This is a genomic window from Parabacteroides sp. PH5-46, assembly GCF_029892785.1.
In the GTDB taxonomy this organism is placed as follows: domain Bacteria; phylum Bacteroidota; class Bacteroidia; order Bacteroidales; family Tannerellaceae; genus DFXE01.
The window spans coordinates 95,136-121,661 of sequence record NZ_JARXXA010000004.1 but is presented as its reverse complement, the minus strand read 5'-3'; the positions used below and the strand labels follow the sequence as shown (position 1 = coordinate 121,661).

At 41.6% G+C, this 26,526-nt stretch carries 25 protein-coding genes; 13 read left to right on the top strand and 12 right to left on the bottom strand.

The window, feature by feature from the left end; translation table 11 throughout:
• Window positions 1-102 precede the first annotated feature (102 nt).
• A complete protein-coding gene (locus M2470_RS05510) occupies window positions 103-1,212 on the top strand; it encodes a clostripain-related cysteine peptidase (RefSeq protein WP_280744041.1) in 1,110 nt (369 codons plus the stop codon).
• Here the strand turns inward: M2470_RS05510 and M2470_RS05505 are convergent.
• A complete protein-coding gene (locus tag M2470_RS05505; RefSeq protein ID WP_280744192.1) occupies window positions 1,209-2,441 on the bottom strand; it encodes a hypothetical protein in 1,233 nt (410 codons plus the stop codon). The two genes, M2470_RS05510 and M2470_RS05505, sit on opposite strands and share 4 nt — an antisense overlap.
• Window positions 2,442-2,549: 108 nt before the next feature.
• Window positions 2,550-2,795, bottom strand: a complete 246-nt coding sequence (locus M2470_RS05500) for an RNA-binding protein (RefSeq protein ID WP_280744040.1) — start codon at window positions 2,793-2,795, stop codon at window positions 2,550-2,552.
• A gap of 227 nt (window positions 2,796-3,022) precedes the next feature.
• Between M2470_RS05500 and M2470_RS05495 the strand changes: the two genes are divergently transcribed.
• The 8 genes from M2470_RS05495 to M2470_RS05460 all read left to right on the top strand — a co-directional run bounded on the left by M2470_RS05495 (window position 3,023) and on the right by M2470_RS05460 (window position 10,379).
• Window positions 3,023-3,922: a PfkB family carbohydrate kinase gene (locus M2470_RS05495; RefSeq protein WP_280744039.1), complete on the top strand. Its 900-nt coding sequence runs from the start codon at window positions 3,023-3,025 to the stop codon at window positions 3,920-3,922.
• A gap of 908 nt (window positions 3,923-4,830) precedes the next feature.
• Window positions 4,831-6,150, top strand: coding sequence for an anaerobic C4-dicarboxylate transporter (locus M2470_RS05490; protein ID WP_280744038.1), 1,320 nt, complete (start codon window positions 4,831-4,833; stop codon window positions 6,148-6,150).
• Between the two features lie 20 nt (window positions 6,151-6,170).
• On the top strand, window positions 6,171-6,755 hold the full coding sequence (locus M2470_RS05485) for a DUF1287 domain-containing protein (protein WP_280744037.1): 585 nt from the start codon (window positions 6,171-6,173) through the stop codon (window positions 6,753-6,755).
• A 92-nt stretch (window positions 6,756-6,847) separates the two neighbouring features.
• Window positions 6,848-8,149: a phenylacetate--CoA ligase gene (locus M2470_RS05480; RefSeq protein ID WP_280744036.1), complete on the top strand. Its 1,302-nt coding sequence runs from the start codon at window positions 6,848-6,850 to the stop codon at window positions 8,147-8,149.
• 18 nt (window positions 8,150-8,167) lie between these two features.
• On the top strand, window positions 8,168-8,593 hold the full coding sequence (locus tag M2470_RS05475) for an amino acid-binding protein (RefSeq protein ID WP_280744035.1): 426 nt from the start codon (window positions 8,168-8,170) through the stop codon (window positions 8,591-8,593).
• Between the two features lie 66 nt (window positions 8,594-8,659).
• Window positions 8,660-9,466 carry an outer membrane protein assembly factor BamD gene (gene bamD, locus M2470_RS05470; protein WP_280744034.1) on the top strand — a complete coding sequence of 269 codons (807 nt, stop codon included), beginning with the start codon at window positions 8,660-8,662 and terminating at the stop codon, window positions 9,464-9,466.
• A 29-nt stretch (window positions 9,467-9,495) separates the two neighbouring features.
• Complete coding sequence (locus tag M2470_RS05465; protein ID WP_280744033.1) at window positions 9,496-9,828, top strand: DNA-directed RNA polymerase subunit omega; 333 nt, start codon at window positions 9,496-9,498, stop codon at window positions 9,826-9,828.
• An 89-nt stretch (window positions 9,829-9,917) separates the two neighbouring features.
• Entirely contained in the window at window positions 9,918-10,379 is a 462-nt protein-coding gene (locus tag M2470_RS05460) for a DUF4293 domain-containing protein (RefSeq protein WP_280744032.1), read from the top strand.
• A gap of 24 nt (window positions 10,380-10,403) precedes the next feature.
• On the opposite strand, the gene M2470_RS05455 is transcribed toward M2470_RS05460, so the two are convergent.
• Both M2470_RS05455 and M2470_RS05450 read right to left on the bottom strand, forming a co-directional pair.
• The gene (locus tag M2470_RS05455) at window positions 10,404-11,078 is read right to left on the bottom strand and encodes a porin family protein (protein WP_280744031.1); all 675 of its coding nucleotides are present in this window, start codon (window positions 11,076-11,078) and stop codon (window positions 10,404-10,406) included.
• Window positions 11,075-12,838 carry a LysM peptidoglycan-binding domain-containing protein gene (locus M2470_RS05450; protein WP_280744030.1) on the bottom strand — a complete coding sequence of 588 codons (1,764 nt, stop codon included), beginning with the start codon at window positions 12,836-12,838 and terminating at the stop codon, window positions 11,075-11,077. The genes M2470_RS05455 and M2470_RS05450 overlap by 4 nt, the downstream gene beginning before the upstream one ends.
• A 107-nt stretch (window positions 12,839-12,945) precedes the next feature.
• Here M2470_RS05450 and M2470_RS05445 point away from each other — a divergent pair, with 107 nt between their 5' ends.
• From M2470_RS05445 to M2470_RS05430, 4 genes are read left to right on the top strand one after another with little or no spacing between them, the layout of a single operon-like run.
• Complete coding sequence (locus M2470_RS05445) at window positions 12,946-14,253, top strand: gliding motility-associated C-terminal domain-containing protein (RefSeq protein ID WP_280746464.1); 1,308 nt, start codon at window positions 12,946-12,948, stop codon at window positions 14,251-14,253.
• Window positions 14,228-15,208 carry a lytic transglycosylase domain-containing protein gene (locus M2470_RS05440; RefSeq protein WP_280744028.1) on the top strand — a complete coding sequence of 327 codons (981 nt, stop codon included), beginning with the start codon at window positions 14,228-14,230 and terminating at the stop codon, window positions 15,206-15,208. Before M2470_RS05445 ends, M2470_RS05440 begins: the two co-directional genes overlap by 26 nt.
• A gap of 9 nt (window positions 15,209-15,217) precedes the next feature.
• Window positions 15,218-15,457, top strand: a complete 240-nt coding sequence (locus tag M2470_RS05435; RefSeq protein ID WP_280744027.1) for a hypothetical protein — start codon at window positions 15,218-15,220, stop codon at window positions 15,455-15,457.
• 23 nt (window positions 15,458-15,480) lie between these two features.
• Window positions 15,481-15,819, top strand: a complete 339-nt coding sequence (locus M2470_RS05430) for a TIGR00730 family Rossman fold protein (RefSeq protein ID WP_280744026.1) — start codon at window positions 15,481-15,483, stop codon at window positions 15,817-15,819.
• Here the strand turns inward: M2470_RS05430 and hisB are convergent.
• The 8 genes from hisB to M2470_RS05390 all read right to left on the bottom strand — a co-directional run bounded on the left by hisB (window position 15,793) and on the right by M2470_RS05390 (window position 26,383).
• Complete coding sequence (gene hisB / locus M2470_RS05425; protein WP_280744025.1) at window positions 15,793-16,917, bottom strand: bifunctional histidinol-phosphatase/imidazoleglycerol-phosphate dehydratase HisB; 1,125 nt, start codon at window positions 16,915-16,917, stop codon at window positions 15,793-15,795. The genes M2470_RS05430 and hisB overlap by 27 nt on opposite strands.
• On the bottom strand, window positions 16,914-17,951 hold the full coding sequence (gene hisC, locus M2470_RS05420; RefSeq protein WP_280744024.1) for a histidinol-phosphate transaminase: 1,038 nt from the start codon (window positions 17,949-17,951) through the stop codon (window positions 16,914-16,916). The genes hisB and hisC overlap by 4 nt, the downstream gene beginning before the upstream one ends.
• Window positions 17,948-19,228, bottom strand: a complete 1,281-nt coding sequence (hisD, locus tag M2470_RS05415; protein ID WP_280744023.1) for a histidinol dehydrogenase — start codon at window positions 19,226-19,228, stop codon at window positions 17,948-17,950. The genes hisC and hisD overlap by 4 nt, the downstream gene beginning before the upstream one ends.
• Window positions 19,215-19,745, bottom strand: coding sequence for a GNAT family protein (locus M2470_RS05410; RefSeq protein WP_280744022.1), 531 nt, complete (start codon window positions 19,743-19,745; stop codon window positions 19,215-19,217). The genes hisD and M2470_RS05410 overlap by 14 nt, the downstream gene beginning before the upstream one ends.
• Before the next feature lie 10 nt (window positions 19,746-19,755).
• Window positions 19,756-20,607 carry an ATP phosphoribosyltransferase gene (gene hisG, locus M2470_RS05405; RefSeq protein WP_280744021.1) on the bottom strand — a complete coding sequence of 284 codons (852 nt, stop codon included), beginning with the start codon at window positions 20,605-20,607 and terminating at the stop codon, window positions 19,756-19,758.
• A 505-nt stretch (window positions 20,608-21,112) separates the two neighbouring features.
• Entirely contained in the window at window positions 21,113-21,622 is a 510-nt protein-coding gene (locus tag M2470_RS05400) for a lipid-binding protein (protein WP_280744020.1), read from the bottom strand.
• A gap of 36 nt (window positions 21,623-21,658) precedes the next feature.
• Window positions 21,659-23,215, bottom strand: coding sequence for a SusD/RagB family nutrient-binding outer membrane lipoprotein (locus M2470_RS05395; RefSeq protein ID WP_280744019.1), 1,557 nt, complete (start codon window positions 23,213-23,215; stop codon window positions 21,659-21,661).
• A gap of 21 nt (window positions 23,216-23,236) precedes the next feature.
• Window positions 23,237-26,383 (bottom strand): SusC/RagA family TonB-linked outer membrane protein, encoded by a 3,147-nt coding sequence (locus M2470_RS05390; RefSeq protein WP_280744018.1) that lies wholly within the window; start codon window positions 26,381-26,383, stop codon window positions 23,237-23,239.
• Window positions 26,384-26,526 lie beyond the last annotated feature (143 nt).

Genomic DNA, 26,526 nt, shown 5'->3' with positions numbered 1-26,526 from the left:
ATCTCCTGATATATTTACACTATTTGAGTAAATATCACCCTTGAAAATATTAAATATACAAAATATATAATTATATTGCACATATATGCAACATCTTAAGCTATGAAAAAATATAAATTTGTCATTCTTCTATTTTTATCACTTATGACTCTTTTTTCATGTGTGATATACGAAAAAGAAGTTGAAATTGAAACCTTTACACGCACCATTGTCGTGTATTTAGGCAGGGATAATGATCTTTTCAGACAGAGAGAAGAAAAAATTAAATATATGCTGGATGGCTGGAGCGGAAAGAACGGACATCTTATTATTTATCAGGATATTGCCGGAGAGAACGCCCGTTTAATGGAAGCCTATAAACAAGACAGTATCGGCGATGTAAGGATCATAGAAGAATACAAAAATGATAATTCTGCCAATCCTCAAACCTTAAGCCGGGTAATACATGACGCTATGTCCCTTTATCCGGCTGATTCGTATGGGCTTATTGTATTTTCTCATGCTACAGGCTGGTTGCCGGAAAACACATTTGTTTCCCCACGTTCTCTTATCCCTGATCAGAATGACAAGATGGAACTCGCCGGATTTGCCTCTGCCATACCGAATGGAACCTTCGATTTCATTATTTTCGAAGCTTGCTACATGGCTGGCATTGAGGTAGCCTATGAACTCAAAGATAAAACCCGCTATATTCTTGCTTCGTCTACAGAGGTACTCTCTCCCGGATTTGCAGAAGTATATGCTTCGTCTATGGATTATTTATTTGAGGTAGAGCCCAATCTGAAAGGTTTCACGCAGAATCTTTACAGCCTATTCAATACAGAAGAGTACTACAATTCCTGCACATTCAGCCTGATTAAAACAGCAGAATTACCCGCTTTAAAATCTTTTCTGCAAGCCTCTATAGATAAAGAAAAGATGAAAGACATCAATATTCCTGAAATACAGCGCTTTGATACATATTCCAAAGGATTGTTTTTTGACTTTGAAGATTATTTCTCGCGAATACTAAAAGATGATGTATCATCGAACCAATTATCCTTATTAACAAGCAATTGTATTATGTATAAAGCTGCTACACCATCCTTTAAACTGTCAGGTGGATTCACAATAAACCGCCATTCAGGATTTACTACCTATATCGAACAGGAAAGATTCCCTTACCTGAACGAATCTTACAAGGAACTATCCTGGCGCAGAGAGCTTTTTTAGTCTTTTTGAAAGTGTTTTACTAAAAAGGAGGTATTCAGCCGGAGATAGGCGCCTATTGAAAAGCTGGTGGAACTTTTCTTGCTGAATGAGCCTTCAGGCGTTTGCGAAGTGGTAGACAAGTGTTGGTATACGTCCAGATCGATTCCAAAAGAACAGTATTTAGCGAATGTCCGGGAATATTCCACTCCGAATGTAAGCATCTGTGGGTTTTTAAAAGTCAGATGATCTTCACTGGTGGAAACGGCTCCGTAAAAGGGATTTCCCAGCATAGAGATAAAGTTGTCACACCGCCAGTAGGAGGTCTTAACCCTAAAGTCTGAGATATCAGCCGATGCCCGGGCATAGAGTCCGTACCCGTCGTCTAAGGGCCACAACTCGCCTGCTTGTTGGTAATAGCCTGTAGCATCCAGTTCCAGGTTGATATTCTTTATGATCCGGTGGTTGATGTTCCAAACGGCACCAAAACCGATAGCGCCATTCATCAAGGTATGAACCGAATTTGTTTTTATGGTATCTATCTCCCCTCCCCTATGCTGAGCCAGCACTTGTATGGGCGAGTAAAAATGAAGCGGAGCCTCTTCTTTATTATACTTGATGCGTGAAGAAAGCCCAGCTGTAAAGGCTTCCTGATGGGTATCCATATTGAAAATAAAACTTTCCCAATTGATCCACACATCGATATCAAGCGGTTTGGAATGATATAGCATTTGCAAACCGGCTTCCGGATCGGCCATCAGGTTGAGCTCCGGATTATAAAGAGGCTCTATCAGTCTGTGACTTGCTCCTCCGTACAGGTCGCCAAACACAATATCAAAGCGGTCCGACAGCTTTAGTTGGGCACGTAAAAACGGGAGGGCGTGAAAGCCTTTCTGGTATTGGTTTCCTTTCCAATTTGCTATATCCTGATAGGCATAATTAGGGTATTTATTGGCTCCCCAATAACGAAGTAAATGAACGCCTGCCTCCAGTTTTATATTTTCAAGTGGTTGGTATGTCAGTTTAAACTGCGCCCAGAAGCCCGGCAACGAGTAGCCTTTCAGGAAATCGCTGTCAAATTCGTTGTTCTTAAAGAAGTTGGTATTATCAAACTCAATACGTAACTCGCCTGTCTTTTCCGGATCAATCCGGTAGTCGGTCATAAACACACGTTCATTTATTTGCGCTTGTACAGGAACGGACAAACATAAGCAAGCCAGCAAGATAAGAATACTATATCGTTTATTATACATCATTTTTGTGTGCAAACGTAAGAAAAATGGAGCATAAATAAAAACGGGAAACCAGTTGTTTTCCTGATTTCCCGTTTGTTTAGGTGTAAAAGTTAAACTATCTTTAACTTAACGTCTTGGAGTAGCTTCTTTTACAACCATCTGACGGCCTTCATATTCGGCGCCGTTTAATTCTTCTATCGCAGTTCTAGCTTCTGCTTCGTTTGGAAACTCAGCAAATGCAAAACCTTTTGATCTGTTTGTGTCACGATCGATGATTAACTTTACGGACTCTACTGTGCCATACTCTTCCAGAATCTGTTGCAATTCTGGTTCTCTAACCCGGTAATTCAGGTTACCAATGTAAATATTCATATAAAAATTAAATAAAATAAATAATAAATTATTAAACAAGAAGGTCTTTGAGATAGTCAATTTCTAAATGAACATATTATCATTGCTGAGAATAAATACAATAGAGAAAAGAACGAAATAAAATACCAGTTGTTTGAATAACAGCACAAAGAAAGACATAATTATTGAATATCCAAGAAAAAATGGATTTATTTTTTTATTTTTGCCCCATCCTAATTGAATAAAACATGAAAACACGCGAACTCTGCTGCATTGGACATATCACTTTAGATAAAGTAGTTACCCCTCAGAAAACAGTTAATATGCCCGGAGGTACAGCCTATTACTTCTCTCAGGCCATCAGGTATTTCGATGATATTGACTTTGCTTTGATAACAGCTATAGGAGCCTCTGAATCAGGAGTGGTAGACGATTTACGGGCTGCCTCCATCGATGTATCCGTTATGCCAAGCAGGCATTCGGTGTGTTTTGAAAATATTTATGGCGAAAACCAAGACAATCGAACCCAGCGCGTTTCAGCCAAAGCTGATCCGTTTACCCTTGATTATCTGGCAGATGTAAATGCCTCCATCATTCATTTAGGCAGCTTATTGGCCGACGATTTCTCTTTGGATGTATTAAAGCATTTGTCGCAAAACGGACTGATTTCCATTGATGTACAAGGGTATCTGCGCGAAGTAAGGGATGAAAATGTATATGCCATCGATTGGGCAGACAAAGCAGAGGCGCTCCAATATATCCACTTCCTGAAAGCCAACGAGCATGAGATGGAGGTACTTACCGGTTATTCGGATATAAAAAGCGCTGCCCGCCAATTATACGACTGGGGAGTTAAAGAAGTGCTGATCACATTAGGCAGCATGGGTTCTGTTATCTACGACGGAAAAACATACTATCAGATACCGGCTTACCAACCCAAAGAAACTGTGGATGCAACAGGTTGCGGCGACACATACGTTACCGGCTACCTATACAAACGAGCCAAAGGTGCCGATATAAACGAAGCCGGGCATTTCGCAGCTGCCATGTCTACCTTAAAACTCGAAAGATCAGGCCCGTTCAAAGGCACAAAAGAAGATGTAATTCATTGCATGGAAACAGCCGAAAAAAGGCTGCCTGTCATATAACCTACCCTCTTACAATAAATAAACCTCGAAGGCTGTAGGAACTTCGAGGTTTATTAGGATATCTCACAAATCATTGAGAGACATTAGGTCCATAACATAAAAGTATTTCAAATAGTTAAATTAAGGATTAGTGCAGAATACTATCTTAATGCAAAGGTATACTAAAGGTACTATACAACTATTATCAAAAAGAACCAATTAGTTTACATAATCGCCTTTTCTCGCCAATAATATAAAAATAATCGAAAAACCTCCTCATTTGCACTATCCATGCGGCTTGTCAATATTCCGAATAAAGAGATTTTCTTCAATTTAAGAATCATATTTAATTATATATATTCAATATCTTTTATTATTAGATTATTTTAATATCGACTCTAATATTATATATATTCATAATTACATCACACTAAATATATTATTTTCATATTATATATTAGAATATAGAGATATTTATAAGATTAACAAATTAACACATACATCTTACTATTTATCACGCATTTATAATTAAATCTATATTATTAATATATTCTTTCATTTTATACAACTATCATATTAGATATTTAAATTATATCACTATTTATATTCATTTATAATTAATATATACAAAATTCATTGCAGAATATATTTTGAAAAATTACTGGATGATTCTTGAACAAAGACTGTCAGAAAATCGAACACAAGCCAGTAAAAATAATTTAGAGGTACGTCTAAATAAATTTACAGGTAGGTCTAATTGAATTTAGAAGTACGTCTAAATCAGTTTAGAGGTACGTCTAAATTATTTTTAAGGCAGGTTTATCTGCAAAATGTTCTTTATTGAAGCAAACTGCGCCCTCCTTACCTCCTACTATTCATCCAAATACATTACATTTGCATCCATATTAAATGCTGAATATTAAAGCTGTATGCTGATACAATTAGCCATCGTACTGATAGCCATTATTATTGGGGCTCGCTTGGGGGGCATAGGATTGGGAGTATTAGGAGGTTTGGGACTTGCTATCCTTACTTTTTGCTTCGGACTTGAGCCTACTTCGCCTCCTATCGACGTAATGCTGATGATTGTGGCTGTTATCGCGGCCGCAAGCTGTATGCAAGCCGCCGGAGGTTTGGATTTGATGGTAAAAATGGCAGAAAGGTTGCTACGTAAGAACCCGCAGAAAATCACCTTATTAAGTCCATTGGTAACTTATTTCTTTACCCTTATAGCCAGTACGGGGCATGTGGCTTATTCAGTGCTGCCGGTGATTTCGGAAGTTGCTACAGAAACTAAAATACGCCCGGAACGCCCTTTGGGGATCTCCGTTATAGCCTCTCAACAGGCCATTACCGCCAGTCCAATTTCCGCAGCTACTGTAGCCTTGCTTAGTATGCTGGGTGACAGCGGGTTCAATATCGCATTGATGGACATATTACTCATCACGATTCCCTGCACGCTGGCAGGTGTATTTGTAGCTGCGCTTTATTCCATGCACGTGGGGAAAGAACTAGTAGATGACCCTGAATTTCAGCGGCGTATGGCTTCGGGCGAGTTTGACAATACCCATCATCAGATAGCCGATGTAAAGAACAAACGGGCCGCCACGCTCTCCATCATTATATTTCTGGCAGCAACTGCCGGAATCATTCTGTTCGGCTCATTGGAAACACTTCGCCCCACCTTTACCGTAAATGGGGAAACGACTCCTCTAAATATGTCATATATCATTGAGATTCTGATGCTTTCGGCGGCAGCATTGATCTTACTGGCCACCAAAACAGACGGAATAAAGGCAACGCAGGGATCGGTGTTTACAGCCGGTATGCAAGCTGTTGTGGCTATTTTCGGGATTGCCTGGATGGGCGACACCTTCATTGCCGGAAACATGGCTGAATTAAAGGGATCTATCGAGAGTTTGGTTACGGAAATGCCCTGGCTATTCGGGCTGGCCTTGTTCTTTATGTCTATTCTGCTATTCAGCCAAGCAGCTACCATCCGGGCGCTTCTTCCGCTGGGTATTGCCTTGGGTATCTCACCTTATATGCTGATAGCCCTCTTCCCGGCAGTAAACGGTTACTTTTTTATTCCCAATTACCCTACGATTATTGCAGCCATCAACTTCGACCGGACGGGCACCACTCATATCGGCAAATACATTCTGAATCATTCCTTTATGATCCCGGGACTGATTGCCACCGCTACCTCCGTAGGATTGGGCTTACTGCTTATTCATCTTATCTGGTAGATAAATATACTGTTATACAAATGATTAAACAACTACTACCCCTATTTTTATTGAGCTGTTCCATCTATACGGTAAGTGCTCAGAATCGTTTCTACGAAAGGCTTGCAGACTCAACCCTGACACTAACAAAACAATACGTTCGTTACGATCCGGCTTACGTTGTACTGGATTATCCTAACGGCGATGTTCCTGCAAATAAAGGGGTTTGCACCGATGTAGTAATACGGGCATACCGCAAAATGGGTATAGATCTGCAAAAAGAGGTACATGAAGATATGAAAGCGAATTTCAGTAAGTATCCGAAAAACTGGGGATTAACTCGTCCCGATAAAAACATAGACCATCGGCGCGTACCGAATCTGATGACGTTTTTCAATCGCCACGGAACCACAAAAAAGATAAGTTCAAACCCTTCAGATTATGTGCCCGGCGATATCGTAACCTGGGTATTAGACGGAGGATTGACACATATCGGAATGGTTGTTAATAAAAAATCAGCCGACGGAAAAAGGTACCTGATCGTACATAACATAGGTGCAGGACAGGTACTTGAAGATTGTCTGTTCAGTTTTAATATTACCGGGCACTACCAATACAAAAAGTGATTATTCGAAAGCAAAAGGGGTGGTTTTTAAAAAAAGTTGTTACTTTGTGCGGATTTTTAATGACCAATTATAACAAACTTATTGATTAGGCTATGATTTGGAACGAGACAATCGAATGCATGAACCGCGAGGAAATGCAGAAGTTGCAGAGTATACGATTGAAGCGGGTGGTGGAGCACACGTATCATAATACTCCCTTTTACCGTAAAAAAATGCAGGAAATGGGGCTTACCCCTGATGATATCAACTCTATAGAGGATATTGCCAAACTTCCGTTTACCGTTAAGCAAGACTTGCGCGACAACTACCCTTTCGGGCTGATGGCTGTTCCCATGTCGGAAATCGTACGCTTGCACGCTTCTTCGGGCACAACAGGCAAGCCTATCGTAGTTGGCTACACCCGTAAAGACCTCTCTATCTGGAGCGAAACCGTATCCCGTTGCCTCTATGCCGCCGGTGTAACAAAAAATGATACCGTGCAGGTGTCTTACGGTTACGGGCTGTTTACCGGAGGTTTAGGCCTGCACAACGGGGTAGAGAACATCGGCGGAACCGTCATCCCCATGAGTAGCGGCAATACACAAAAGCAGATCCAACTGATGCACGATTTCGGTGCTGTAGCCCTGGCTTGTACACCTTCGTATGCCTTATTTTTAGGAGAAACAATCAAAGAATCCAGTATCCCGCGTGAGGAATTTAAGCTAAAAATTGGTATATTTGGAGCTGAACCCTGGACAGAGAATATGCGTAAGGAGATAGAAGAGTCGCTAGGCATTAAAGCATACGACATTTACGGACTTACGGAAATCATTGGCCCGGGGGTAGGGTGCGAATGTGAGTGTCAGAACGGTACGCACCTGTGGGAGGACCACTTCTTCCCGGAGATTATCAACCCCGAAACCTTACAGCCTGTAAAGCCGGGCGAACAAGGCGAACTGGTATTTACAACCCTGACCAAAGAAGGGATGCCGATGATTCGCTACCGTACGCGCGACCTGACAAGCTTACACTACGACACATGCTGTTGCGGACGTACAGCGGTACGCATGGATCGCATTCTGGGACGTAGTGACGATATGCTCATCATTCGTGGAGTAAACGTATTTCCTTCGCAGGTGGAATCTGTATTGCTCGAAATGCCTGAATTTGAGCCTCATTACCTGATTGTGGTGGACCGGGTAAACAATACGGATACCTTCCAGATACAAGTAGAAGTGCGTGCGGAATACTACACCGACGAAATGAATAAAATACTGACACTGAAGAAGAAAATAGCATCCCGGATGCAAAATGTAATCGGCATTCAGCCGGATATAAAGATCGTGGAACCCCGCAGCATCGAACGCAGCATGGGTAAAGCGAAACATGTGATAGACAATCGCAAATTAGTTTAACTTTTTAAAGACAAAACGATGCTGATCAAACAATTATCCATCTTTCTTGAAAATAAGAGAGGGCGTTTTACAGAAGTAGCAAAAATATTAGGTGAAGCCAACATCAACATGTCGGCTTTCACCGTTTCAGAAAATTCGGACTTCGGCATCCTGCGCCTCATCGTGTCTGATACCGACAAGGCCATCCAGGTACTGCGCGACAAGCTATATGCCGTAAGTGTAACCGATGTGGTATGCCTGTATTGTCCCAACCAGCCCGGTTCCCTGGGAAAAGCCATGGATATCATCACCAATGCCGGCATTTTCGTAGAATACATGTACGCTTTCTCTCAGGGAGACTCGGCCCATGTAATCATACGTCCGGACAATGTAGAGAAGACTGTAGAGGTATTGCACGACAATAAATTGACCCTGATTGCCGCCAGCGATCTCTATAAGTTATAATTATTAACGTTTTATGCTTTATTTATTGACAAGGATGCATTAACTTTGCCGGCTAAATGCATGTACATGAAAAAGGTTGTATTTTTATTGATGATGACAATCTTATTTGCCTCTTGTGGAGAGTATAATAAGATATTGAAAAGTACAGATTACGAACTGAAATATTCCTACGCCAAGAAATATTTCAATGCTAAACAATACACCAAATCTGCTACTTTACTTGAGGAATTGGTTACGATCTTTAAAGGAACTGCTAATGCCGAAGAGTCGCTATATCTGCTGGCTCAGAGTTATTACGGGCAAAAAGATTATCAAACGGCTTCCCAGTATTTCAAAACATATTATGATACATATCCCAAAGGGGAGTATGTAGAGTTGGCACGTTTCTATTCCGGCTACGGATTGTACCTGGATTCGCCCGATGCCCGCTTAGACCAGACACAAACGTATGACGCCATCAACCAATTACAGTTGTATCTGGAGTATTATCCCCAGTCGGAACGTTCGTCTGAAGCACAGAACATTATGTTCGAATTACAGGAAAAGCTGGCATATAAAGAACTATTGGCCACTCGCCTGTATTTCAATTTGGGAACCTATATGGGGAACAATTATTTATCATGCGTAATTACAGCACAAAACGCATTGAAAAATTACCCATTCTCCAAATACAGGGAAGAATTGATTTACCTGATGCTTCAATCTAAATACGAACTGGCACAGGTAAGTGTGGAAGAAAAATTACAAGGACGCTACCGCGACGTAGTGGATGAGTATTACAATTACATAAATGAATACCCGGAAGGAAAGTATATCAAACAGGCCCAACGGTATTACGAATACGCAAGTAAACGAATTACAGATACTTATTAATAAAAAGTTTCATCAATTTAAAATAAAATATGGATTATAGAAAATCGAATGCTCCGTCGAATACAGTAACACGCGACATGATGAAGTTGTCTGTCGACACAGGTAATGTTTACGAAACAACCATGATTATAGCAAGAAGATCGAATCAGATTGCCGTGGAAATGAAACAGGATCTGGAAAAGAAACTTCAGGAGTTTGCATCTTACAATGATAATCTGGAGGAAGTATTTGAAAACAGAGAACAAATAGAGATTTCTCGTTATTACGAAAAACTCCCCAAAGCTACACTGATTGCCGCTCAGGAATACGAAGAAGGCAAAGTGTATTACAAAAACCCAGCTAAAGACAAAAACGTATTTTAAATTCAGGTAAGAGGTGAGAAACGAAAGGTGAAAAGTATAGAATTTTTCACCTTTCGTTTCTCACTTTTCACCTCTCACTTATTATAACTATGTTGCAAAGAATACAAACAGTTTATCTACTTATCATTACAGTATTAACAGTTATCATGTTATTTATGCCGCTGGCTGTTTTACAGACCGGCGAGAAGTTTTATTCCTTTGATGTTTTCGGAGTTAATCTGATGGGAACTGAGAGCGAATTGGTTTACCCTACCTGGGGATTGTTTGTATTAACTGCTCTGATAGCCGTTCTGGCGCTTCTTACCATTTTCCTTTACAAGAAAAGAATGCTTCAGATACGGGTTTGCATTTTCAATGCCATCTTAATGCTGGGATTCTACGGATTTTTTGCCTATCTGATCTTTATTATGAAACAGCAATTGGGTGATTTGTCTGTAAATGTAAAAATAGCCCTGGCATTCCCCATTATCAACCTGATTCTTAATTATCTGGCCATACGCAACATCGGAGCAGACGAAATGCTGGTACGCTCCCTCGACAGGCTAAGATAACTAAGATAATGTTGAATCTTAAACTTATTTTATAGGAATCAGATAGGTTAATTTACCAAGCATTACCTGAGTGGAAGACTTGGAAAAATGATCGGACTTGCGGCTATTGAAGATGTCACCCAGTCCGTAATAATAACGCCCTTCGAGCATAAAACTACCGATTCCTGTCCGGAATTCCAATCCGGGGCCTCCGCAAATCCCCCAGCTGAACTTCTTTTCAACAGAGATAGAACGCTGAGCTGTAGTGTATGTACTTGAGTTGGGACCCGGTAAAAAGTCCAAACCACTTACATTTTCCGTCGTACTTTCGCTGACGGCATAACCCACTTGAGGACCTACATTAAAAACAAAGCGTACGCGCTTGCTCCCAAAATAAATGTGAGTAAGGAAAGGGATATTGATGTAGTTTATCCTTCTTGAGTATTCATAGGCCGGATCATCAAACTTTTCATCCCAACCTTCCTGAGAGTAATTTAGCTCGAGGATCAACCCCAGATGATTCTCCGTAATCCAGCGTCCGGTAATACCGAAATGACTTCCCAGCATCTGATTGGTTTGCACCTTGGGAGAGAACGTAACGGAGGAAACTCCCATACCAAAAGAAGGACCGATAGATAATTCCCTCTTAAACGCGTTTTGCCCATGTACCAGGATACAGGCCGGGAGTATGAGTAATATAATGAAGAATCGCTTGATCATTTCTTTATTTCATGACGTACTATTGAGTAGTCTTTTTTGTTATAATGAACAATAAACAGGTTGGTATTGATAAAGCCCCCCCAGTTATTAACCCGTTCAAAATCAAACTGGGTCTGAATCCCTTTGTATTTGATCTTATTCAGGTTCTTCTCAAAATCCAGTCCGTATTTATTGATCGCTTCAAAGAAGTACATCCCCGTATCAAAACCTAAAATACCATATTTGGGGAATGAGTTGATCAATTCTTTGCTAAACCATGACTTGTATTTTGAATTAAAACGAGAGACATTATTAGCCATGTTATCAGCATAGAAGTTTGTATAAATATAGGTGTCCAACACAAAGAAATCGTCCAGGCAATCACGCACATAGGTCTGCCAGGTAGGATAACCAAACAAATTCAGCATATACTGAGGATTTGCCTCAACCACCATGCGAAGCGGAGTACGAATCTTATTCAAGGCATCCACAGAGCTTGAGATAGGAATCACCACATTTCGCTTATCTGTAACCAACAAAGAATGAATATCGTTTGTGAAACTTTCCGCCCGGAAAACAAGATCTTTAAAAGGGATATTTTTCTGTGTCAGTTCCAGCTTAAATTGCTTCACAAACTCGGCCTTATCGTCTGTGTCATAGGTATCGACAAAAACGATATTATAGTCATAGAACATACCATAAGCAGCCTGCGAAGCCTTGGCATACAAATAAGAATGCGGGGTATTAACCTGATACACATAATAATTATTCAGTACATCATCATTCTTGGAGGTAAACGGAATAATATGCTTGATTTTATTCTTTTCGGCAAATTCGGCAATCAGGGATATCTGGTCGCTTTCCAGCGCTCCGATGATCAGGTGCACGTTTTTGAGTTTTTCTTCCTGCAATACCTGTTTCAGTTTTTGGGTTCCTTTGCCTGTATCCCGGACAACCAACTCAAAGGATATTCCTGCATTTTTCAAGCTATCAACCGCCAGCAACAAGCCCTCATAATATTCTATAAAGCGCATTGTATTTGAAGAGTGCACATATTCATCCGTCATAAACGGCAATAAGAGTGCCACCTTTACTTTATCTACTTTCTTCGCTTTCGAAGAGGTAGTCAATAAGGCATTCACATCTTTCTCTTTGGGTACCTGTATCTTTTCGGTAACAGATTCTTCTGTCCGTACGGGGATTTTGATAATCATACCGGCTTTTACCCCTTTGGCCAATTGGGGATTTTTCTCTATCAACTCCTCAGCCGTAATGTTAAATTTACGGGTAAGGCGGTACATCGTTTCTTTCTTTTCGACCTTATACTCTATATCCTTTACAACTGTCTGGATCTCCGTTTTCGGCAAATCTTCCACTTCAACGGATGGTATACGGATATTTTTCCCTATCTGAAAAGTTGCCACTGAGAGCCCGGGGTTCGCCTGTATTATTTTCTCGGCCGGTATCTCATAGCGAATAGACAAGGAATAAAGTGTTTCTTTGGGCTGGATGGTATGGTATACATAATCGCGGTCTTCCTGAGCAGCCGTTACAGTAGTAGCAGCATCTATCTGGGGGATCCTCAGCTTATCGCCGGCTTTGATTACTTCGCGGGTTTCCGGATTCAGGCGGTAGATATCTTCCACTCCTACCCCATACATAATGGCTATTGAATAAACGGTTTGCCCTCGCTCTATTATATGATAAAATATATTACTATCCTGAGCGTTAGTAGTTATAGTCAATAAGATAGTCAGTATACAAGTCAGTATTTTGTTCATCTGTTGATCTGATTATTTGCGGCAAAGATAGTGTATGTCGACATAAAATACTAATTTTGAAAGCTAATTAAGGTAATAATATGATGCAAAAAAGGGTTCTGAAAAGGATGATTAACGTATGTGTTCTGTTGCTTTTTGTATGGCTTGCCCATGCACAATACACTGTAACAGGAGGTAGCGGTACACCCTTACTTGCCCAGGATGATACCTCCAATCACCTAAAGGTATATCTGGTATATGGAATGAACAATCTTGAAATCCGATACACTTCTGCTTCCTCTTCTCACCAGTGGTACCGGTATAAAAACCGGGCGCTAGACAAAGAACCCGTCCCCTCCACACAGGAAGGAACAACATCTTTCATCCGTGATATAGAGGAAGGTTATGGCTATTTTGTACAGGAAAAAGAAGCTGTCGGCAGCAATAACTTTGTCTGGATCATCGATTATAGCCGCTATGCTTTTGATGTTCAGAATCTGCAGATAGTACCGGATGACGATCCATGCTTTGAAATACGCTTGCAGGGAACAGCTACCATGCCGAAACTGACTTACCGGATACCAGGCGGAACAGAGCTGGAACTGGAACGTACGTTTGAGATCATATATAATACCTTGAAATGGGATGAGGAAAATAAGTCTTTCCGTACGGAAACCATCACCCAATCCGTAAAAAAAACACCCTTCTACCGCTCGCTTGAACCTCCTTTATGTGATACGGATATACAACTGAAAGGGGATCTTTTTTCCCGGCACTTTAATGTCGAAAAAACGATATATACCGATCCATACCAGGCGCAGGCGATAGAAGTTCATCTTGACTCTATGGTTTACTCCGTCGACGGGCAAAACAGGGTATCTGGAAGTGACGAGGGACTCTCAGCACCTGTAGAAATCCAGTTTAATATACACGCAAACACCCCTACAGCCTCCAGATACCGGCTCATGATTTACAACCAAGAGTCGCCCACGAATGTTCTGATAGATATGAACTCGGATCTGGTAACATATACCTTCCGCGAAGCGGGAAAATACACCGTATATTGCGAAGTGAACAACCAATTGGGAGGCTGTATAAAAACAGATTCCCTGACGATTGATGTAGGCGACTCATTTCTGGAAATACCCAATGTATTCTCGCCGGGCACATCGCCGGGGGTAAACGATGAATTCAGGGTAGCTTATAAATCCATCGTCAGTTTTAAAGCCTGGATATTCAACCGCTGGGGAGTTGAACTGTTCTACTGGACAGATCCTAACAAAGGCTGGGACGGTAAAAAAGGTGGGAAATATGTGGCACCCGGCGTTTATTTTTATGTTATAGAAGCCAAAGGTTCAGACGGAAAGTCATATAAGAGAAAAGGAAGTATTAATATATTAAGAGCAAAAAATGTACAAGACCAAATTATTGAATAAAAAGATATTTAGTCTGGCAATCGCCGGAGCGATCTGCCTGACAGCCTGTATTGCTATCAGTTCGAATGATGCTGAAAAAGTAAAAGAAGAACGCCCTCTGGTTTCATCTATAACTACCTCGCCGGAAGTGCCTTCATCGGTGCGGCTTTTCGGTAAGGATGTAGACATCACGCGCTATGATATGCATGAAGGTTTTGATCGCGAAATAAGTAGTTTCACCTATTTTCATTCGACTACAATGTTGATGATTAAACGAGCTAACTATGTGTTCCCTATTATAGAACCGATTCTGAAAGCGAATGGTATACCTGACGACTTCAAGTATCTGGCAGTAATAGAAAGCCACCTGGATCCACGTGTTTCTTCTCCCGCACGGGCAGTAGGTACCTGGCAATTCCTGGAAAGTACAGGTAAAGAGCATGGTTTAACCGTAACTCCAACCGTAGACGAACGCTGCGACGTAGCCAAGTCTACTGTCGCCGCCTGCAAATACCTGAAAGCCGCATATGCCAAGTATGGCGACTGGTTTAATGTAGCCGCCTCTTACAATGCCGGAATGGGACGCATTACCGGAGAATTGACTAAACAGCAGGCTGAAAGCACTTTTGACTTGTATCTTGTTCAGGAAACCACCCGCTACCCTTACCGGATCATGGCCATTAAGCAGGTATTTGAAAATCCATACAAATATGGTTTCGTATTACATGCTAAAGACCTGTACAAACCTATCAGAACAAGAGAAGTTGCGGTATCCAAAGACATTATAGACCTGGCAGCATTTGCCAAAGAACAAGGTGTGAGCTATGCCGATATCAAACGCTTCAACCCTTGGTTAAGAGATAGAAAACTAAACACTTTGGGCAAGACATACAAAATACAGATACCGCTGGAAAGCGATATGTATTATAAACAGCCCAATACACACGTACACGACCCACGCTGGGTTGTTAAATAGTTGATATAAATGGAGCTAAAGAGGATAGCTGTCTTCTGCGGATCAAGTTCCGGCAATCGCGAAATCTATACCGAACAAGCCTATTTGCTGGGTAAAACATTGGCTCAGCTAGAAATCGGTCTCGTATATGGCGGAGCAAAGGTAGGCTTAATGAAATCAGTAGCCGACGGCGCCCTCGAACAGGGTGGCGAAGTAATCGGCATTATTCCGGACTTTCTGAAAGAGAAAGAAATACCCACCCCAACCTGACAAAGCTGGTAGTCGTTAAAACCATGCACGAACGGAAATACCGGATGAACGAATGGTGCGACGGCGTAATTGTCCTCCCCGGAGGCTATGGCACGATGGATGAGTTTTTTGAAATGATCACCTGGGGCCAACTAGGCTTGCACAAGAAACCCATTGTCCTGTTCAATATCAACGGATTCTACGACCCTGTGATTCAACAAACCCAGATCATGACAGCAGAAGGCTTCCTGCAAGAAGCCTATCGCGACATACTAATCGTAGGTGACACCATCCCGAACATGCTCGAACAAATGCGAAACTACCAGCCCCCAAGCGTTGGTAAATGGATCCTTAAATCAGATCACCCCCTTAGTAGAAGGTAATTCATATTTGTAGATATCCCTCTTTATAGCCATTTTGAGGCTGCGGGCGAAGGCTTTGAAGATGCCTTCTATTTTGTGGTGTTCATTATCTCCTTCGGCTTTGATATTCAGATTCATTCTGGCGGCATCGCTCAGGCTTTTGAAGAAGTGCAGGAACATTTCGGTAGGCATATCTCCTACTTTCTCACGTTTGAAGTCTGCATCCCACACTAACCAGGAGCGGCCTCCGAAGTCCAGGGCTACGCTACATAGGCAGTCGTCCATCGGCAGGGTATAGCCATAACGTTCGATCCCCCGCTTGTTACCGAGCGACTGCAATAGAGCCTCTCCTAAGGCTATTCCGGTGTCTTCTATGGTATGGTGTTCATCCACCTCCAGATCGCCTTTTACACGGATTATAAGGTCTATTCCGGAGTGTTTTCCGATCTGGTCGAGCATATGGTCGAAAAAGCCCAGGCCTGTGGAAATATCCGTCTGTCCGCTTCCATCCAAATTTACGTTTACGTATATATCTGTCTCTTTGGTGGTTCGCTGGATAGTGGCAGATCGCTCTCCGGCAAAGAGGTATTCGGTTATCTTGTCCCAATCGCCTGATATAAAGGAAGGAGACAGCTCTACAGGGTATGTAGGCAGCTCTTCTGTATTGGCCGGATTATGTAGCCAGATACTTTTGCAGCCCAGGTTTTTAGCCAGTTCTATATCTGTAAGCCTGTCGCCAATAACATAGCTGGCAGACAGATCATAGTCTCCGCTCATATATTGAGTAAGCATGCCGGTACGCGGTTTGCGATTGGGGGAATTGTCTTCCGGGAAGGAACGGTCTATCAAGATATCGTCAAAGGTGATACCCTCTCCCTCAAAGGCTTTCAGCATTTTGTTGTGAGCCGGCCAAAAGGTATCTTCCGGGAAAGAAGTGGTTCCTAATCCGTCCTGGTTCGTAACCATTACAAACTCAAAATCCAGTTGCTTACGGATAAAGTATAAGCTGCGGAATACCTTTGGGTAGAATTCCAGTTTCTCAAGACTATCCAATTGATAGTCAACGGGTGGCTCTAGCACCAGTGTACCATCCCGGTCTATAAAAAGCGCTCTTTTCATTTCTTCATTTCATTAAGGGCATTCAACAAGGCATTGTTTTGAGCCGAAGTACCTACCGTTATTCGTAAGCAGCCTTCGCACAGAGCTACCGAATGACGATTTCGTACAATGATACCTTTCTCCACCAAGTAGTTATAAGTCGCATTCGGATTGTCTACCTTTACCAGAATAAAGTTTGCATCCGAGGGATAGATTTTCTGCACAAAAGAGAGCTCATGCAAAGCCGTTTCCAGCAAGGTTCGCTCGTTCAGGATTTCCAGTAACTCGCCCTTCATCTCTTCTTCACGGTTCAACACCTGCAAGGCACGCTCCTGAGTCAGTTGGTTTATGTTGTAAGGATACTTTACCTTATTCAGAATAGAGACAATCTCGGAAGAAGCAAAAGCCATTCCCAGGCGGATTCCGGCAGCTCCCCAGGCTTTTGACAACGTCTGCAAGACTACCAAATTGGGGAAATCCTTCAGCTCCCGGAGGAAAGAGGGCGAAGAGGAAAAATCAATATACGCCTCATCCAGCACAACAATCCCGGAAAAACCAAGCAGTACCTTATATAACTCTTCACGGCTCAACACATTACCCGTAGGATTATTCGGCGAACAAAGGAAAACGATCTTCACATCTGCCTCTATATATGCCAGTAACAAAGCAGCATCCAGCCTAAAATTCTCCTGCAGTTTCACCTTTCTGCAAGCTACATTGTTGATATCCGCTGCCACCTGATACATGCCGTAAGTGGGCTCTATTGTTAAGATAGAGTCGGCTCCCGGTTCGCAAAAGGTACGGATCAGGAGGTCAATCGGCTCATCGCTTCCATTACCCAGGAAAACAGACGTACGGTCTACTCCTTTTAGGGAAGCGATCTTCTCCTTCAACTGCCATTGCATCGGGTCGGGATACCTGTTGTAGGGCTCGTTATAGGGACTTTCGTTTGCGTCTAAAAACACAGACGCATTCCCGTGAAACTCATCTCTTGCCGACGAGTAAGGTTTTAAATTCCAGATATTCGGTCTTACCAGTTCTTTCAGGTTTTTCATATCGTTTCTAATCTGACTGTTACTGCATTACGATGGGCATCCAGCTGCTCATTGGCTGCCATGATGCGGATTACTTCTCCTAACTCTCTGATTCCTTCGGGAGTAATCTCCTGAAAGGTTATTTTCTTTATAAAACTATCCAGATTCACCCCACTATAGGCCTTGGCATAGCCGTTGGTAGGCAAAGTATGGTTGGTTCCGGAAGCATAATCACCGGCACTTTCCGGGGTGTAAGCCCCTAAAAACACACTGCCTGCATTCTCTATTTTTTCCGCCAACGAATAATAGTTTGCAGTTTGTATAATTAAATGTTCAGGCGCATACAGGTTTGTAAAGTCAATTACCTCCTGCTCATCCTTGAGTACGATAATCCGGCTGTTATCAAGGGCTTTCGAGGTTATTTCCATCCTTGGAAGCAGGGCTAATTGCTCGTCTATCGCCTGCATAACGTCTATTACGATAGACTCGGCTGTAGTGAGCAATATTGCCTGGCTATCTACCCCATGTTCCGCCTGCGAAAGGAAGTCGGTAGCTATAAATACAGGGTTTGCCGCCTCATCGGCAATCACCTCTACTTCCGAAGGCCCGGCAGGCATATCAATTGCTACATCCTTCAGGCTGACCAATTGCTTCGCAGCCGTTACATACTGGTTGCCCGGACCAAAAATCTTATACACCTTGGGGACAGATTCCGTTCCGTAAGCCATAGCAGCAATCGCCTGTATCCCTCCGGCTTTGAATATTTTGCTAACTCCCGCTGTTTGAGCAGCAAATAAGATAGCCGGATGCACCTTCCCCGAGCTATCGGGCGGAGTACACAATACAATTTCCTTACACCCTGCTATACGTGCCGGAACAGCCAGCATCAACACAGTAGAGAACAATGGAGCTGTTCCACCCGGGATATATAAGCCCACCTTCTCGATGGCTACTGCTTTCTGCCAGCAGGTTACCCCCGGTGTTGTCTCTATTTTCTTAGTTGTAAAACGCTGAGAGGCATGAAACTTTTCGATATTATTTTTAGCCGTCAGGATGGCTTGTTTCAGCTCTTCCGAAAGCAGGCTACCGGCCTCTTCTATTTCTTTATCAGATACCTGTAGGGATGTAAGGGCTACCTTGTCAAACTTTTCGCCATACCGCTTCACTGCCGCATCACCTTCTGCCCGGACATCGTTCAATACAGCTTGTACGGTATCAAACAAATCCGACACATCCAGCGAAGGGCGCTTCATCAATTCGTCCCATTCCGAGCGCTCAGGATACTTAATAACTTTCATCGTATTCCCGTTTTAGTAAACTATATCTAACGATATCTGTGTAACCGGATACCAGGTATTCCCCATCCCTTTCAATTCCTTCTTCCAGAAAGCCCAAACGAGCAGGTATCCTGCGGCTCTTCAGGTTACCGACAGCCACCTGAATAAGTATTCTGTTCAGTTTCAACTCCTCAAATGCATACCCAATCAGTTTGGTACAGCTACGCGTAATCAGGCCTTTTCCTTCGAAAGCCGGAACCAGCCAGTAGCCAATTTCGGTTTTCCGGTTTGCCTCATCAATCGTCTTCAAACCAATCAAACCGGCAAAAGTACCTTCATAATGAATAACATACGTTAATTCACCGGTTTGCTTTGTACTCTCCAAAAAGGCTTGGGTATCTTCCTGCCTTTGAGTAGCATCTACAAAAGGCAACCAAACACGCAGTGAATCCCTGTTGTCATCAATCGCGTGGAAAATATCGGCTGCATCTTCCAATGTAGCACGCTTTAACACAATCTGATCCGTTACTTGTATCATATCTAAAACATTAAACTATCATTTTTTCAATCGGAATAATCAAGATACCCTGTGCTCCCAAAGATTTCAGTTTCCCGATAATTTCCCAAAAATGCTTTTCGGCAATGACAGACTGTACCGATACCCAGCCCTCATCTGCCAAGGGAGTAACCGTAGGACTCTTCACACCCGGCAATATCTTTACAATATCCTGCAACCGTTCTTTCGGAGCATTTAAAAGTACATATTTTTTACCTTCGGCGGCCTGTATAGCCTCAAAACGAAAGAGTAATTCATCCAATATGGCCTGTTTTTCTTCCGTCAGCTCATTATTAGCAATCAGCAAAGCCTCGCTTTGCATAACAACCTCTACCTCTTTCAGGCGGTTACTCACCAATGTACTGCCTGAGCTAACCAAGTCGCAAATCGCATCAGCCAAGCCTATTCCGGGGGCAATCTCTACCGAGCCACTAATCACGTGCAGGTCTGCTTTCACCTTGTATTGCCCCAGGTAGTTGATCAATATTTCCGGATACGAAGTAGCGATTGTTTTCCCTTCAAACCATTCAACACCAGGGTACTCTTCATCCTTGGGAATGGCAAGCGAAAGACGGCATTTGCTGAAACCCAGCCTTTTCACCAGCTTGGCCTCCCTACCCTTCTCCACATACTCATTCTCACCCACGATTCCCACATCTGCCACCCCATTGGCTACCGATTGTGGAATATCATCATCCCGTAGGAAAAGTACTTCTACCGGGAAACCCTTTGCCGACAAAAGCAATATGCGTTTCCCCCTGTTCAGTTTTATACCGGCCTCTTCAAGCAACAACATCGTTTCATCATATAAACGACCTTTTGATTGTACTGCAATTCGTAACATGTATTCTAACGATTAACGTTTAACGATTAATAAACAAAAAAGACTCACCGTATAACGGCAAGCCTTCCAATTTTTATATTCTGAGTATTCTCTACACAATCTTCAGCCCACCGAACTATTGTCCGCTGTTATGATGATGATAATGTAGCATACTTGATTTCATTTGTTCATTTATTTTCGACACAAAGTTACAATAATTATTCAAATAGCAAATATTTCTAACAAAAAATAAGCAATTCTTTCCCAACGCTATCTAAATCAAAACAACAACCGATCATCACCAAAGAATCGCGCCACATATGTCACGCGATCAGAACACATATGTAGAACGATCGAAACACAAATGTGAATCGATCACGCCACATATGTGGCGCGATTCTTTTTTCACAAAAAGGGACTGCCATCCCGGCAGTCCCTTCGCTTTTCGTACAGGTTAGGTATGTCTATAAGTTGTACAAATTAGTTTAAAAACTCCTGCACGTTTTATCCTACCTATCTATCTCTATCAATCACCGCTCCACCCTGTATAGCGGTAGCCTTCAGCCTTAAAGCTTTGGCCCGGGAAGCGGGAGTTGGTAAAAGTAAAAGATATAGCATCACTCTTTGCTCCGGAAGGAGTGGTTTTGCCATTCAGCACTACCTTACCGTCCGTTACTGTAAATGTTTCTGTAGAAGAAGCCACATTGCCTGCCAGATTCATAATATCGGCTCCGGAAAACGTTAATGCATCAACATTACAGCTAATTTTTCCATTAATAGCCCATGCATTGGAAGAAGCCAAATTATAGGCTCCAATGCGGATCCAGCACTTATCTGTTGCATAGTCGGAGGTGTTACCTATATAGCAATAGTTTGTATATACTTCCTCTCCTGCAGCATTATATACATGAATTCTATATTGCCCGCCAAGAGGGTGTATCGGAGTATATTCAACATCATAATCCCCATACGTTTCACACGACGTGACTGTCAGCAACGATATAAATAACAGGAATATATATTTCAAATATTTCATAATGTCTATATAATTAATTGTTTATATTTTTACTGTTCATTGTTTGTGCCACCACATTGGTTCTGTAAGACCCTTTGTTTCAGGCGCATTCGGATTGTAAGCAGAAGAGCCTTGAGGAACCAGCATACGACGAGGGAATGCCCCCGGTTGCAGTTCTGTACTTCCCGGATCAACCAATGTACCCAATTCATAACCAGGCATTAGCCCCTCGGTAATATTACTAACACGTACCTTTTCAACTTTACTGATTTCCGGATATCCCGTACGGTTACGATCAAAGAATGCATCCCAGGAATTCGCCTTAGCCGAAGCTACCCATTTTTGCGTCAATATACATTTCACCATTTCGTTTGTTGAAGCGTCTTTAAAGGCATAAACACCACCACTTGCAATAAAAGAAGAGGCATCATATCCCCAACGAGCAAATGCTTTTGTTACTCCATTATCATATGCAGCTTTTGCTTTTGCTTTATCTCCCATACGAGCATAAGCTTCAGCTTTCATAAATGCAACTTCTGCATTATTCATCAAATAAGCCGGATCATCATATGCCTGCAAATAGCGAGACGATTTGATCAGAGGAACAGCATCTTCATCACCCTCTGTGGTAGACGGTTTTGTTCCGCATGGCAAACCTCCATACATCTCCCTGAGAGTTACTGCTTCTCCCGCAGCTATTTGTTGTTTGGCATAGTTGGTCAGTTCATAATATTGCTCTATACGAGGGTCGTTCGCCTCAATTAGGAATTCCGTAAATGTATGACATGCACGTACATTTTCTACTGTATTCAGCTGTCGTATATTGTACTCATAGAACGGATTCCCTTTATTTGTGGCATCTTCAAAAGCAGTCATAGCGCAATCGTCTTCCAACAAACCGCCAGCTTCAACAATAGACGATATCTGACTTTTGTTTGCTTCAAAATCACGCATTAAAACTTTTAATTTCAAACTTTTTGCAAATGCAACCCATTTACTGATATCTCCACGAAAATAGTAGTCTTCGTTACCCATAGGTGGATTTGAATTTGCTTTGGCCTGAGATTCTTTTGCAATTGCTTCATCCAGCATAGCAATGATACCCGGATATACAACCGTCTTACTATCATCATATTTAGGATAAGGAAACTCTGATGCCTGCAGTGCTTCCGTAAAAGGAATATCGCCATACAAATCTGTCAGGAAGTGATAATTGTATGCTTCCAGCACTTTAGCTATCAGCCAGTAATTCCAGGCATTTTCTTCTTCCGCTATCGTCAATAATATCTTGATATCCTGAAGAGTATTGGCATACGCATTTGACCAGAACGCATTATATGAGCTTACTGTTATATTATAGTTTGCAAGCGAATTATACTGGTTGGTACTATTGCCCTGTGTAGCGTGTTGCATCCACAAGGTTCCAATCAATGCACCATTCAGGCCTATTTGGGCTATAGTTGTTGCTCCTACAGAAGGCAACAAAGTTTGCAATGTTGCATCAGTAGGATAATTGGGATTCTCATTTACATCTAAATAATCTTCACAAGAAATAAAAGATGCAGATATAAAACCCATTATTAATGTTGTTGCTATTATCTTTTTCAGTTTCATAAACTTTCTCTTTTGAAATTATTAAAATGTAACATTTATACCTACACCAAAATTACGGGTAGAACTTGTACCTGTAGTTTCTCCAAGCATTGAACCTATTTCATTTCCCAGATTCGTAGCTTCAGGGTCGATATAATTATTCAATTTTGGAGTAAATAAAAAGAGGTTACGACCTATCAAGCTTAAAGAAGCTGCTGCTATCGGTGTCTTGCTCAAAAAAGAGGTTGGTACTCTATATGATAATACAAGCTCCCTTATTTTAAAATAATCTTTAGGGATTACCATATGTTCACGCACTTCCGGGTTATAGGAATAGTTCCCCTGCGCATAAGGCATATTCTGTACAAGTACCGGTATATTATTCTCAACGTATTCGCCATTTACCATTTTTACGGAATTAGGAATAATATATGAATTACGTTCGTTAAATACTGTCTGAGTTGAATTACCGTTAAAGTGAGAAATATAAGCCGTTGAAGAATACATATAGCCGCCTTTGCGCCAATCACCCACAATCCGTAATGAGAAATCTTTATATTTTAGAGTTGTATTAAATCCCATTGTAAAGTCAGGATTTGCATTCCCTAAAATCTTTTTTTCCGTATTACTAGTAGTAATAAAACCATTATTATTTACGATTGTATATCCATAATAAGGACTGCTCTTATCTTCTACTGTGGCGGCAGCCGGTACTCTGTAAACACCTACAGGTTCTCCTACTATAGCCATAAATTCTACTCCGCGATAGTTTGTCCAGTATCCTAATGGGTATTCTTCTGTTCCTTCCCATAATTCCTTTACTTTACTCCAGTTCTTGGCAAATGTCCATCCTACGGTCCATTCCCAGTCTTTCGTACGGACAGGAGTTACATCTATCAACATTTCCACTCCTTTATTTTCAATTTTACCAATATTCTTGGTTTCTGTCGTATAGCCTGTTTCTGGAGGTAGATTAGCACTAATAATCTGATTCTTTGTTTGTTTATTGTAATACGCCACATCAATGGCTATCCGGTTTTTAAAGAAATTACCCGTCAATCCCAGTTCGTACTCTGTAGATATTTCCGGCTTCAGATCCAAGCTGGGCAAACGATTATATTCTGTTAATCCGGACACTCCGCCAATAGGTAGGCGGGTGTAATGTGCGTATACTGGAGTAAAATAACCGCTTGTAAGATAAACGCCAGCGTCATTACCTGTTTGCCCTACAGCTGCACGAATTTTCAGAAAATCGATTTGCGATGCTTTCAGTTCCGGCATTAATTCAGTCAGCAGGAACGATATATTGGCACCTCCATAAAAGAAACTGTTCTTACCTTTCGGCAATGTAGACGACCAGTCATTTCTGGCTGAAAAGTTTAAGAAAAGATAATCTCTGAATCCTACTTCCGCTGTTCCCAGAACACCAACTAATCTTCTGTTACTCTTATATGTATTAGAAACGGCCGCAGAAGTTGTATTTTGGAGATTATACCATCCGGGTATATCCAGTCCATCCACTACTCCTCCGGTATAGCTTCTGCTTCTTACATTCAGGTTCCAGCCCAAAGTACCACCAAGAGAGAAATCTCCAACCTTGTAGTCTGCGCTTAAAAAGGCAAGAGCGTCAATCTGAGAGCGACTTTGGCTGTATTCCGCATAATATCCTTTTTCCGGGTTTTTTCCTCCCAGGTCACTATAGGATCCTTCTGCATAGCTAATTTTTGCTTGTCTGTCTTCCGTTCTTTCAGTCACAAAATCACCACCTAAACGTCCTGTAGCCTTTAATCCAGGTATGATTTCATACCCTAATTCAACCCTACCTCTTATATTATCATCCTGATATAAATATCTGAAATTATCAATCATCCAATAGGGGTTATTAGCATAGAAGGTATAATAGTTATCAGTATCGTATCGTACATCATTATAATCTTTCATCTCCGAGAAATCCACATCCACAGCATGTTGTAATAACTCCATATCCATGGCTTGTGCACGATTAATATCCTTCCTGTTGTATTCCATAGATGCATCCAAAGTAAACTTATCAACATTAGCATATCCACGGAGGAAGAAGTTATTTCTTGAATATTTGTCGCCATCATTAGGTAAAATACCATCAGATGAAAGATTATTAAATGAGGCAACAACACCCACTTTAGCTGTACCATAACGGACTGTTATGCCATTGTTCATTTCAAGGCCTGTTTGATAAAAGTTTCTCATATTATCTTTTACATAAGAGAATGGCTTTGTCATAGGCGTTTCCAATTTATCGGAGCCCCATTCTCTCATAGAACCATCCAGACGCGGTCCCCATGAACCATTTTCATCACGCGACCATGCACCCCATCCTTGTCCGAAAATATCTTGTGTTTGCATGACGCGTAATACATTTGAAGCAGTAAAAGAACCATTATATGAAACGGTTAATTTTTCTTTGTCTGCCTTCTTGGTGGTGATCATGATTACACCATTTGCTGCACGTGAACCGTATAATGCAGTTGCTGAAGCCCCTTTCAAGATAGTAACCGATTCTACATTTTCCGGATTAATATCATTGGCAGAGTTTCCAAAGTCTGCAGAAGTATTTGTTGTAGCTGTACTACCGCCACTTCGCTCGTTGGTAATTGGAACACCATCTATAATATAAAGAGGCTGGTTACTTCCTGTTAAAGAAGAGAGACCACGTATAAGTACATTCTGGGAAACCCCGGTAGACCCGGCACCAGAAATGTTAACCCCTGCGACCTTACCTGCCAAACTACCCATTACGGAACCGGATTGGGCAGCCGTAATATCATCAGCCTTCACTGTAGATGCAGCATAGCCTAAAGCTTTTTCGCTCTTTTTAATACCTAATGCAGTTACCACAACCTCATCAAGCGCCAGAGAGCTTGTTTTCAAAATGATATTCATATTGGGTCTGATAGCTAATTCTGATGGCTCCATCCCCACATATGAGGCAACTAATGTCTTGGCGTTTGAAGGTACGTCTAGTGTAAATGCACCATCATAATCTGTTACTGTTCCTATAGTTGTACCTTTAACAACTATGGATGCTCCGATAACGGGCTCATTATCTTCTGAGGAAATAACCTTACCGGTTATTCTTGTAGTTTGAGCCGTTATCATTCCTATGCTTGCAATTAAGCATAATAAAAGATAAGTCAACCTTTTTTTCATAAACACACTTTTAAATTAAATTTAAACCACACACTTGTATATACACTAAATCTAAGCAAAACAAAAAATATCACAGAAAAAGTTAGCATTTACTAACAAACAAAAAAAAGCAATTATAATTTAGTTATTTTTTTCATTCAATC